The 12,198-nt window shown below is 36.5% G+C and carries 12 protein-coding genes; 1 reads left to right on the top strand and 11 read right to left on the bottom strand.

Features of this window, described 5'->3' with window-relative positions; genetic code table 11:
* Positions 1-8 precede the first annotated feature (8 nt).
* Positions 9-1,517 carry a helix-turn-helix domain-containing protein gene (locus tag MHI08_RS03975; RefSeq protein ID WP_070326763.1) on the top strand — a complete coding sequence of 503 codons (1,509 nt, stop codon included), beginning with the start codon at positions 9-11 and terminating at the stop codon, positions 1,515-1,517.
* A 53-nt stretch (positions 1,518-1,570) separates the two neighbouring features.
* Here the strand turns inward: MHI08_RS03975 and MHI08_RS03970 are convergent, their stop codons facing one another.
* The 11 genes from MHI08_RS03970 to MHI08_RS03920 all read right to left on the bottom strand — a co-directional run bounded on the left by MHI08_RS03970 (position 1,571) and on the right by MHI08_RS03920 (position 12,108).
* Entirely contained in the window at positions 1,571-1,852 is a 282-nt protein-coding gene (locus MHI08_RS03970; protein ID WP_024425245.1) for a hypothetical protein, read from the bottom strand.
* Positions 1,853-2,189: 337 nt separating this feature from the next.
* Positions 2,190-3,473, bottom strand: a complete 1,284-nt coding sequence (locus MHI08_RS03965) for a hypothetical protein (RefSeq protein ID WP_342500024.1) — start codon at positions 3,471-3,473, stop codon at positions 2,190-2,192.
* 23 nt (positions 3,474-3,496) lie between these two features.
* Positions 3,497-4,066, bottom strand: coding sequence for a hypothetical protein (locus MHI08_RS03960; protein WP_342500023.1), 570 nt, complete (start codon positions 4,064-4,066; stop codon positions 3,497-3,499).
* A gap of 167 nt (positions 4,067-4,233) precedes the next feature.
* Complete coding sequence (gene thrS, locus MHI08_RS03955; protein ID WP_342500022.1) at positions 4,234-6,156, bottom strand: threonine--tRNA ligase; 1,923 nt, start codon at positions 6,154-6,156, stop codon at positions 4,234-4,236.
* Between the two features lie 612 nt (positions 6,157-6,768).
* Positions 6,769-7,953 carry a DUF1835 domain-containing protein gene (locus MHI08_RS03950; RefSeq protein WP_076839089.1) on the bottom strand — a complete coding sequence of 395 codons (1,185 nt, stop codon included), beginning with the start codon at positions 7,951-7,953 and terminating at the stop codon, positions 6,769-6,771.
* A gap of 247 nt (positions 7,954-8,200) precedes the next feature.
* The gene (locus MHI08_RS03945) at positions 8,201-8,611 is read right to left on the bottom strand and encodes a DUF6508 domain-containing protein (RefSeq protein WP_342500021.1); all 411 of its coding nucleotides are present in this window, start codon (positions 8,609-8,611) and stop codon (positions 8,201-8,203) included.
* A gap of 276 nt (positions 8,612-8,887) precedes the next feature.
* Positions 8,888-9,262: a tetratricopeptide repeat protein gene (locus tag MHI08_RS03940; RefSeq protein ID WP_162860189.1), complete on the bottom strand. Its 375-nt coding sequence runs from the start codon at positions 9,260-9,262 to the stop codon at positions 8,888-8,890.
* 468 nt (positions 9,263-9,730) lie between these two features.
* Positions 9,731-10,057, bottom strand: coding sequence for a hypothetical protein (locus tag MHI08_RS03935; protein WP_024425833.1), 327 nt, complete (start codon positions 10,055-10,057; stop codon positions 9,731-9,733).
* Between the two features lie 44 nt (positions 10,058-10,101).
* Complete coding sequence (locus MHI08_RS03930; RefSeq protein WP_162860190.1) at positions 10,102-10,251, bottom strand: hypothetical protein; 150 nt, start codon at positions 10,249-10,251, stop codon at positions 10,102-10,104.
* Between the two features lie 437 nt (positions 10,252-10,688).
* Complete coding sequence (locus MHI08_RS03925; RefSeq protein ID WP_342500020.1) at positions 10,689-11,273, bottom strand: hypothetical protein; 585 nt, start codon at positions 11,271-11,273, stop codon at positions 10,689-10,691.
* 517 nt (positions 11,274-11,790) lie between these two features.
* On the bottom strand, positions 11,791-12,108 hold the full coding sequence (locus tag MHI08_RS03920) for a hypothetical protein (RefSeq protein ID WP_342500019.1): 318 nt from the start codon (positions 12,106-12,108) through the stop codon (positions 11,791-11,793).
* Positions 12,109-12,198: the final 90 nt, after the last annotated feature.

Genomic DNA, 12,198 nt, shown 5'->3' with positions numbered 1-12,198 from the left:
GTTGTTTAATGGAGCTCATTGATAATAAATCAAAGAGATGGATAAAAATTTTAAAACTGCTTGTATCAAAAGATAAGTGGTGGAGCCTTCAAGAGATATCGAATGAAAATATCGGTTCCGTTCGTGCCATTCAAAGCGATTTAGAACAAATGAAGTCGTTCCAAACAGAGAACGGAGAGCCGTTAATCCACATAAAGCCAAGACAAGGCATATCCATTTGTTATACACAGACGATACGAGTCGACTACTATATCAAAGAAATTCTAAAAGATACGATTGAAATTCGATTGATTGACGGCGTTTTCTTTGAACAAAACAGGTCTTTCTATGAATGGATGGACACGCTGAATATCAGTAGATCCACATTGTATAACACCATTCATAAAATCAATTCGCTTCTTATCTCGTATGACATTGAGTTACGACCAGATAGTATGCAGTTCCATGGAAATGAGAAGGAGATTCGTCAATTTTTTGTGGAATTTTTGTTTGAAGTCTATGGGAGCAGGCTTTGGCCATTCGATGATATTCAAAAGCAAGATGCAGTTGATTTTTTACATAAGCTTTTTCAGGTGCTCGAAGTCAATCTACCTGATGTGGCTATAGATAAATTTTGCCTATGGCTCGCCGTTTCCATACACCGAGTGAGGAAAAATTTTTCAATACGACGCAATTATAGGTACTCATTGGATAAGGAAAAACAAACATCTACAGCTAAAGGTATCTATAATCAAATCAAAAACTTGGAAGAACACGTTTGCCAAATGACAAAGGACACTTTTGGTGTTACGTTGGATCGTCACGAATTTGTCTTTTTACTATTGATTGAACCAGCTATTGGCCATTATAAATCAATTGAAACTGTCGAAGAAAAATTGATGTTCTTTCAATCGCATACACCACACCTCTTCGAAGCCATTCATTCCTTTATCAATCAATTGGAGTTGATTTTTCATCAAGAGGTGGCTAATCGCAAGGCGATGACACTGATTCTTCTCCAATATTATGTGTATTCTAGGGAAATTACCGTAAGAGATGGATTCCTTTTCAAAAAGAAATCGAGGTATTTATCAGAGGTAAAAAAACAGCTTCCTTACTTCTATTCGAGGATTACTCATATCATCCAAGAGCTAAAAACAGACGATATACTTGCTTCTTTAGTGAAAAATGAACGAGAATTGATTCGTATCATTACTTCTAACTGGAGGGGGCTTGTTCATTTGGAAATGGATCGGAGAAACGTGTTGAACATTTTTGTCATTTCAACATTAGGTTATAATCATAGCTTGTTGATTGCGGATTTAATTAAATTAAGATTGCCTCCTCTCATTCATATTTTCACAAGTCCAGAAAATACATTAAATGAACTGACAATGGATCGACTTGGGATTGATATGATTGTGACCGATACTGAGCTTCCTAATCAATTAGGACGGCCTACGCTGCTGATCAGCTCTTTTCCAACAAAGAAAGAATTGGACAACTTGCACTCAAGATTGGTTGATATGACAAACTAATATTCACAAGAAAAGCTGCTGAGGAGCTCTCAAGCAGCTTTTTTGCTTCTGTATTAATGAAGCGCTATTTGTTCATTCATCAAATCAATGGCGTAAAGCGATTGCTCATATTCATCTAATAAAAGGTAGACTTTGAGCGGTGCAGCGGTTTGATCTGTCTGCTGCGTGAATAGGACACAAGTGAATTTTTCGATTCCTTCTGGCAGCTTGCTTTTCAGAAAAGGATGAAGAATAGGAGAAATTCGAAGGGTATCAACATCTTTCAGCCAAAGCTCATCTTGTAACGCAGGATAATGGTCAACCAAAAACTGACGAAACACTTCCAATGTACTCAAGGTAGATATCCTCACTTTCTTCTATTTATGGCTTTAAGCTTACCTAAAAACAAACATGTTCAACTCATCCTATGATTTTAGTCCGCCTAGTTTCGCTTACTACTAGAGACATGATTTCATTTCTAAAAGATTTGTAGATCAACTTTACTGCAATGGGTTTTCAATATGTATGACGTTTACTATTTGAAATACGAATTCCAACCGATGGACCTATGATCATATTCTTATCTGTTTCTTTCGTGATGAAACGACAACTTCCTTCTACAAAATTCCATTTTTATTCTAAAAAGAGGAAAATGGGATAAAAAAGAACAGTTGCTCACTGTTCTTTTAGAAGTTATGAAAGGTCTGTCAAAGAGAACACTTCACCGCTCACTGCATCAACGCCTTCATGACAGTCGAGCTTTCCGCATAAAACATATTGTTTTTGCACATCGTCATAGACATAGATGGGTGTAAGTTCGAAGCGTTCTCTCAATGTTTCAAAGGCTTCTTTCTGAGATATGGTGATTTTACTAGCTGTTTGAGATGGATTGAGTATCCCGCATACTTGAAACATCTCTTTTTTGTCTATGTAATTAACGGCTTCAAAAGTGCCGGCATCAATGAAGACCTTGATCTTATCCATAAAATCACAGCCTTCTTGCTCATTCGTTTTTAATATCGCTTCGATGCAGCCATGGTCGCGGTGGAGTGTTTTTAGCACCCACTTCCCTGTATCCTTTGAATATTTTTGTGCCAAAAAGGTTCGAACCGCTTTTATACACGCAGCCTGCTCTTCTTTTGAGATCGGGAATGTATCTGGTGAAGGCTCCTGTGAGAAGGCTTGTTCAGCCGTAATGTCCTCGTTTATATCGATTTCCTTTTTTTCAAAGGCTTTGTTTAACGGTTCATTCCACTCCATGACCTGATGCATATGTATACAATGCGTTTCTTCACGTCCAATTTCAAACGGTATCATTCCTGTTCCATCGTTCTTCACATAGATTTCTTCTAACGCATATATAGGGCGGATTCGATTCTGCTCGAAGGATGGCCAATCAAACCGCTGCACTTGCTGCTGGGCTAAATTTTCGATCCTATCAATGGAAAGCACATATTCTTCAGTTTTTAGTCTTTTTTTTGCCATAAATGGCCCTCGATGTATATAGTGAATGAGCTGCCCATATTCATCCCATTTCACTTCGATTCTGCCTGAAGGCGTCACTTTCACACCATCTATCGCTTCTTCGAAAAAAAGTTCCCCTTTCTCCTTTTGATGCATATGAAAATGCTCACCATAGACCAACCCTGTTTCTTGTTCGATCCATTGAATGACATAAGCTGGATAAGGCCTCTTAAATGTGACACCATTCTTCGCGAAGGTTTTGTCCATGACAAAAATGACCGTTTCAATCTGGCCTGTATTTAAGTTCACGTCAATCACAGCTGTGCCGTCCGGGTTTAGATCATCGTCCTCGGGTTCAGCTTCATGAGAGGGAAACCATTCCATATTCAATGTATAAACCGTTTCATTGAACATATTGACGTAGCGATGAAAACTGTGTCTTTTTAAATAGTAAAGATCTAAACCAAATTTCGCCTTTGTCTGATCGATCAGTTGTTGAATGTTTGCATTCATTTGTTTCACCTCAAAATTCTGTTTTATGGAAGAAAAAAGATGACGATAAATCCGAATATGACAATCACTGATAATAATCCTAAAGCCATTGCCATCATGTTTGATTCCTTTGTAAAGCTTTTTAATCCATGCGCTTCCGTCGATCGGTCGATTTTTCTAAAGCGATAAAGCATGCTTACATTAATAAGAGCTAGAGTTACAAATAATAAGAAAAGTAAAAGTATAGGCTGTATGCTTAAGAATGGAATCGTTACATCTTGGAAACTAAATGACTGGAAGAACATCAGACCACTCAATACCACTCTCGAAATATTTTCTGTCCTCTTTTCTTTTTCCCACTCTTCTCCCAATTTTTCTTTTTCATAAATGGCTATCTGCTCAAAAATAGGAATGAAAGACTTTGTTGATCCTTTTTTAATAAAACCATAAATACTTAGAAAGAGCATGATAATTCCTAAACAAAGAAAGAAATGTGTAAATCGAATGTCAGACAGTTGAATCAAGATATAAAAAGCGACGATCATGATGCCGGTTATTAAATTAGAGACGATTATTTGTTTTGTCCTCATCTTTTTCAGTGCTGCTTGTTCCATGCAATACTCCTCTCCGTTTTAAACGGTTTCTGTTGAACGCTCTATCTTTATTACGATTTTACCGAAAAAATGTTTCAATATTTTCCCTTTCCATTACAGATTCAGCTTTTCTGCAAATGAAAAGACGCCCATCATTCAATGAACGTCTCATCCTTTTTAATATCAAATCATATCTGAGCAGCCGATCTGTCTTTTATTTGCTTAGCTGCCATGTGTTTAAAGTCCTCAATAGACAGCTCTTTTGACGTTTTTTCTCCGTGCTGTCTAATATTCAGTGTTTTTTCTTGCCTTTCTTTATCGCCGATGACCGCGATATAAGGGCTTTTTTGCATTTGTGCTTCTCTCATTTTATAGCCAAGTTTTTCATCCCGCTCATCGATTGTAGCTCTTATTCCGATACTTCTTAATTGCTGCTGCACCTCTAAGCAGTGATCAAGGTGGACAGTTGAGACAGGGATGATTTGTACTTGTACTGGAGCTAGCCATAATGGGAAAGCGCCCGCAAAATGCTCGATGAGAATGCCTAGGAAACGATCTAGAGAACCAAAAATGGCACTGTGAATCACAACTGGCCGAACCTTTTCATTTTTTTCGTTGATATATGTTAAATCAAATTTCTCTGGCATTTGGAAATCCAGCTGAATTGTGGCGCACTGATGGCTCCGCTGCAAGGCATCCTTTATATGAAAATCGATCTTCGGGCCATAAAATGCCCCATCTCCTTCATTTAGCTGGTAGTCGACCTTTAGACGATCAAGCACATTTTTTAGCGCTGTTTCGGATATATCCCAAATAGCGTCATCCCCTAAGGCTTTTTCTGGACGAGTGGATAGCTCGACTGAATACTCAAACCCAAACGTCCGATACACATGATCAACTAATTGAAAAATCCGTTTGATTTCAGCTTCAATTTGATCTTCTCGCAAAAAAATATGGGCATCATCTTGGCAAAATGTTCTGACCCTGAACAATCCATTTAACGCTCCGCTAAATTCATGACGATGCACCTGACCAAACTCAGCCATTCTAATCGGAAGGTCTCTGTATGAATATAAGCTGTTTTTAAACATGAGCATATGCCCTGGACAGTTCATCGGTTTTAAAGCGAAGCTTGTATGGTCTACTTCCGAGAAATACATATTTTCATGATAATGGTCCCAGTGCCCTGACTTTTCCCAAAGCTCTTGGTTCATCATAAACGGTGTACTCACTTCTTCGTATTGCGCTTTGCCTCGCACTTCTCTTGAAAAGGCCATTAATTCATTTCTGACAATCTGACCTTTTGGTAAATAAAACGGCATACCTGGCGCTTCTTCTGAAAACATAAAGAGAGATAACTGTTTCCCTAATTTCCGGTGATCACGTTTATTTGCTTCTTCCATGAAATGAAGATAATCAGCTAGATGATTTGGATGTTGAAACGCCACACCATACACTCGCTGCAATACATCCTGATTGCTGTCTCCACGCCAATAAGCCCCTGCAACACGTGTTAGTTTAAATGACTTTAAGTACCCTGTAGAAGGTACATGCGGCCCGCGGCATAAATCTACAAATTCTCCTTGCTGATATACCGTGATGGCTTCTTGAGAGGGTAAATCTTTTAAAATATCCAGCTTATATGGATCATGTGCAAACAGCGTTTCAGCTTCTTTGTAAGAGACCTCTTTTCTTTGGATAGGATGATTCTCATTTATGATGTTTTTCATCTCTTTTTCAATTTCTGCTAAATCCTCTACACTTAATGATTGATTGAGCTTCATATCATAGTAAAATCCATTTTCAATGACCGGTCCGATCCCCAGTGTGACATTGTCATATAACCTTTTCACAGCCTGGGCTAATACGTGGGCAGATGTATGGCGCATCACTTCAAGCCCTTCTTTTGAATCAAGTGTGACAATAGACAGCCGAGTATCGCTGTATAGCTTTTCACTTAAATCAACCATTTGATCATTGATCTTACCTGCCACTGCTTTTTTTCTTAAGCTCGGACTAATATGGGAGGCAACATCTGCAACAGTCGTACCTGCGGGAAACTCCTTTATCTTTCCATCTGGAAATTGAATCTTCACCATGTTTTCTCTCATAACCGACACACCTTTCCTATTTTTTGAAATAAAAAAACACACCCATCCCGCGTAAAGGGACGAATGTGTAATCCGTGGTTCCACCCAAATTCCCATAATGCGTATTCGCTTTATGGCTCTGGTGCCGTAACGTGGCATTGACGGTACTGGATACTGCGATTTTCCCCAATACAGCTCAAAGGTGGTAAGACAACTTTTCTGCGTTAGGAAGATTTCAGCGTGACTTCCCTCTCTGGTAACCGATAAAAGCTGCTCATGTCCTTTTCAAAGCAATAATCCTATAGGAGTGTACAAAAAAACACACCCATCCCTCATAAAGGGACGAATGTGTAATCCGTGGTTCCACCCAAATTCCCATAACGCGTATTCGCTTTATGGCTCTGGTGCCGTAACGTGGCGTAGACGATATTGGATACTGTGATTTCCCCAATACAGCTCAAAGGTGGTAAGACAATTTTTCTGTGTTAGGAAGATTTCAGCGTGACTTCCCTCTCTGGTAACCAGTAAAAATGGCTCATGTCCTTTTCTTCGCTTTTAATTTCTCCATATCTTACATGAAGATGATGGATTGTGTAAAGGATTATTTTGTGCAGTGATAACGAAATTCATTCTTTAAATGTAATATTGCGCGTATTCACTTGGGCTGTATTCAATTTGATACGCAGGAGATAATTCACGTTTCACTTCTTTCGTGATTCGCTCTCCTTCTTGATTAAACTTCCTTTCCATGTCTACGCCATTTGGCAGTAAATCATCGGTCTCTTCGTCAAACCAGCGGCCATACTGTATGACCCAATTCCAAATCTTTGAGAAAAGGGTATCGCTTACTGGTACATCATCTCTTTCTAAATGACATTGACAATGCCCGCAATGAAAAGGTTCACCACCGTAATCTCCTTCAATTTTCACAAAGGGATGATCTACAAACTCTCGACAGCACACCCATTTTTTGAAGTGCTGACCGAACTCTGTCAGTTTAAACGAGTAATAACGCATGGAAGTTCGTTTTCCTTTCATGTCAAAAATCCCTTGATCAATTAATGTCTTCAGTCGATATTCAATAAAATCATCGCCGATATACTGATCTAAATGACCAATGACTTCTCCTATTAGACGTGGAGTGACGATGTACTCCTCTTCTGGCGCGGACTGATGAAGCCGCTTAGCCATTTTCACTAAATAAGCATCAAATTCATCTTCTGGTACGCTGATCATTTGTCCTTTTTGCCATATCCGCAGCGTATGATTTTCTTTAGCAAGTGAAAGCCATTCATTTTGTAATCTTTCTCTCTCTTCTTTTGTCACTGGGTGAATATGCTCTTTACTCTCATACAAAATTTTAAATTTTTCAGATGTGATTTCTCCGGAATGTCGAAGGATCATTCTTCTTGTATTCGTATTGAACAGCTGATCAAATGCTGTCGTTGTATTGATTACAGACAATTCAACCCTTTTTTCTTTTAATAAATAGACGGCATATCGCAAGCCAATTTGCTCATGGGCATTACTGCCTGTCCAGATGAGTATACGACTGCCAGCTTTTATTTCTTTTATTTGCTGCAGCATTCTGTGCTGATCGTTAACCATGTCGTCAAAATAGCCAAATTCATTTGACATCACGTTACGCAGCCACTCTATACGGTTCGCTTGTCCTTCATGTTCGTGTAAATGTAGAAGTGGTCCAATCGAATAAATATCATCAAAAGCGATAATATTATCTATTTGATCTTGCTTCATTTCACGTATTGCTTGTTTTAAACTACCGGCAGCTGCCGCCCCAAATATGATATGTATCATTATTCGACTCCCTTTATCTTACAGTTTATTTCATCTTCACCTATTCATGGTGCTTGCGTCAATTCTATCGAGTCAATTTCATTCAAAAGTATGACCAGGAGATGATCTCAGGTATTACAGAAGTAATAAAGCAAATATGACTTTTATCAGGACAATACAGAAATCTTGTAAAATGAATTTTATACGTTCATCTTCTTTTTCAATTTTTATCGCATCAATAATTGAAATAAACCGCTCACCGCCGCTCTTACTCCAAACAATCCAATCTTTCAAGACACTTCAACATGTTTTCACTTTTAAAGAAATTGAATACGGCACCCTCGCAAAACCGCTCAGCTCTCATATCTCCCATGATGAGAGCAAGTACACACTGCGCATTTAAATTTGAGATGTCCACATTCTCGATATCGTTCAATCCACCTTCAATGCCATTTTCTTTGAGGATTTCTCTGTAGCGGATAAGCTCCACCTCTTGATGTTGTTCCGCAAAGGTATAGACATCTTCGATAAAGCGTTGGACCGTTTCGGAATAATGGACAAAAGGCATCTGGATTGGGCGTTCAGCTGTTCCATCATTTTCTTGATCGATCACCCATTCTCCGATATGATCCTCGCGGAGCATCGGTATGTATTTTGTTAGAATCTCGAATTGACTCATTTCCATTCTCCTCTACCTCATTCATATGATTAAAACTCTGATCGACACCTACGGATCAGTATATAAAAAAATCCGTGATTATCCTACCAGCTAGACACCAGTATTCAAATCACGGACAGTCTTTATTCACTTCACTTTTTTACACTCTAACCATTGATACAACGTCTCCACATGGGACGAGTTGATAGAATTGATGTATTTGCGATTTTTAGCAAAAGGCTCGTATGCGGAAATACATCGACTATTTTGTACGTTCGTGGAAACATGTCAAAGAAATTATAGTTTGTTTTTCATTTTAAGTTCAATACTTCTATCTCGACGATCTTTCCATTTTTGAATGACTATTTCATTAATTCCTACACTAAACCTTTTAATTGGTTTATCCAAAATTGCTATCTCATTATCGTAATCTTTTAAATTACGATAAGCCATTGCATATGAATTGTATAATGCAGATGCTTCATATCCATGATATCTAGCTTTATCAAATAAACTTATTGCTTTTTCAATATTTCCATTTTTTCTTTCTGCATCTCCTTTCTCCCAATAAGGCATTCCTTCATCAAAACCTTTTTCCCAGTTATTTAAGTTTTTAATTTCACTTAGTGGAGTTCTGTTATGAAAAGGTTTGATTTCAATTTTATTTTTCACTTCAAAACTTTCTATATCTCCATATTTATTTTTTGAAAATTTCCACACGTCAACTAAATGGTAAGTAGGTACATTTCTTTCTATTCTTTCTACTGCCTTCTCTTGGTCAATTTCATAATTATAAACATCCTCATCTCCAATTTATATCCATGCAGTAACCGATTTTGCAAATTGAGTTTTCAATAATCTATTTCCATGTATACTTAACAATTGTGTTGCTTCATCAATATATCTTCTCACTTCCCACCATAAATCGTTTCAACCTCGTTCCGAATACTACGCTCTATAAACATAACCGCTTTTAAATTTTCTTCAGTCACCTTGTCAAACTCTCTATAAGACTTCCCAAAATAATGTTCATCAATTTCAGTCGCGTATAAAACAGGGGCTTTTTCAAATTCAAAAGTAGGGGTATTAGGGCTCCTATCATAACGATTCCCTCGCCTTGATAACAAAGGGGTGATTCTATTAGTCAATTGTCTTGCTTTCGAGCTCTACTGCTTCTATTTCCGTTAAGTTTATTGCAACAAATCTTGATTCTGTATCAAATAGTTCTTTTATTTTTTCAGCAACATATGCTCTATCGTGATATTCTTTATAGCGATTTCCTCTCCCCTTTCCAACATAAAACACCTCACCCGTATCTTTAAAAATCATTAGTTTACTACCAGTTATTGTTCCAATCAGCGATGAAGTTACTACAACTTCATTTTCATCTGTTGATAATTTTATCGATAAACCATCTATTAAATCTTTATTTGGTTTACTATGATTTTCTTTCTTTTTCTTGAACATCTTTTTAATAAACTCATTTCGTTTCTCCCTTAAAAATAAACTCGTCACCAAAAGTTCGTACGGTTGGTATTCTTGTTAAATAGTTTTTCTTTTTCCTTCTCTGTTAACAATTCATGAGGATATTTTTCCGAATCACGAATCCAATTCGCCTTTCTCATTGCCCATTCATATTCCACTGTCATCAATTTCAGCACCAACATACTCCTGAACTAATTCAGAATAGAAGTAATTCAAGGAATTGTTTATGAGTTGCTGTGTTTTTGTGTATTCATTGTCTCGCTTTTCCTTCAACATAATCGTTCTTCTTCCTCTTTTAGCCTTTGCTTTTCTCTAATAAAATAAGCCGTTTCTTCTTCATCTATTTTTTCAAGCAAGGAATATATATACAAATACTTTTCTTAAAAGATCTTCTGTGGTCATTCTTTTTGTTTGATTAATATTTTTTTCACTTCTTCCCCAACTATACCAAGATAACTTATATCCAACTTCTACATTTATTATTCCTTTAGTTTCATATTTAAAGATTTTCCAGCAAGATACGATTGAATTAATTGCTTTAATTGAATTGCTTCAAACTCATGTACTTAAAATTCACCGTTAACAATTTCATAACCAAAAGGTGGGTGTGCCATCAACGTTCAATCCTATCTCTTAATGTAATGCCACATTTCAAATGAAATCCTATCTCGTTAGATGAATAAACAATTATCTTATTTACAATGTCTTGGAAAGTTACTAAACAACATTCGCCTATGTTGTGTCTCGCATAATTTGTTAATGTTAAATTACCGAATAAATCTTTTTCTACATATTTGGGAGTGTTTAATACAAAGTGGGAATCTATGTAAACATAACGACCACCAAAGTTTGCATCAATAAGCGACAATATTCCCGCATCAACTGCCCCAATTGAAAAAGTTTGATTTCTTTCTAGTGTATCATTTTTAAAACTATGAGTTGGAATATATCTTCCGTCTATGAAATTAAAAGCCCCCATTGCTTGCTCATATCCTGCATCAATCATTCTAATTTTTGCTGCTAAACGAGATACCCAAAAAAATCCAGCTGATTTATCAATGGTTTCTTCTATTATGACTAGTAAATCATTAGTCTTATTTTCATCCATTAATTCTCGTATTATTGAATGTGCTTCTTGTTTAAACATATTCAAAGGCATTAATATCTTAGGCGCTAAACTATTTGCCTGCCATTCCATCCACTCAATATATTCTTTCTCGTTCCGTTTGACTCAACCTAAAAATTTACAATTAATCTTTGTAATCTCCTCATCGAAAAGACTTTTTAAAATAAACGCCTTTTTATGGAGATGCCAATGGACACATTCATGAACAATCGTATTATTATAGGAACCTAAATTCTGCAAAAATAACATTCGTGATCAACTACAACACTACCAGATTCTATATATTCTTTGATATAACTTTTTGTGCCCCCATCATAAAATGAAGTCTTCGTGTCTTTAAAATATATTTGACCAAATACACTACCATCTTTTATAATTTTTCTATTAAGCACTTTTAAGTTCATTTTTGTCGCGAATAAAATCGGTTCTATCGGCATAGGCGTTATCAATGATTCAGGATAATATTCTTTCAGAAAATCTTCAGCTACTTTTTCAAAATATTCTTTTTTGATTATAGGTACAAAATATTCCGATAATTTATTGTTGACTTTAGTACGATTTTTTCTTTGATTATATACTTCAATCTGTTTTATTTTAAATTTTTGAAATTACTTTCCATATCCGTTAAGCATTCTAAAATAAACCACTGTTCTCCTATTTTTCGCTCATCTACAATTCTCTTGTTTGTATCACTTACTTCTATGTAAGTCTCTATCAACATATCGAAGGCAGTAATTGATCCTGGAATTACTATATCTGATAATTCAATCTCAACAATTTCTTCAACTATATTCAGACGAATGTTTAATCTATCTGAATGGTTAGAAATGAAGTCCTGAAGAGCGTCAAACAACTCATTATAAAACTCCACTTCCACATAATTAATAAATGAATGTTCTAACCCCATGAACAAGACCCTTTTTCTATGTATAGTAAAAAAACCCTTTATGTCTATTATATAGTAATCATAAAGGGTTTTGAATTTATTAATAGGCAC

This window comes from Bacillus sp. FSL M7-0791 (assembly GCF_038627085.1).
GTDB lineage: Bacteria > Bacillota > Bacilli > Bacillales > Bacillaceae > Bacillus > Bacillus safensis.
Note: the sequence above shows the minus strand (reverse complement) of the source record. Positions and strands in the feature narration are given on the sequence as shown.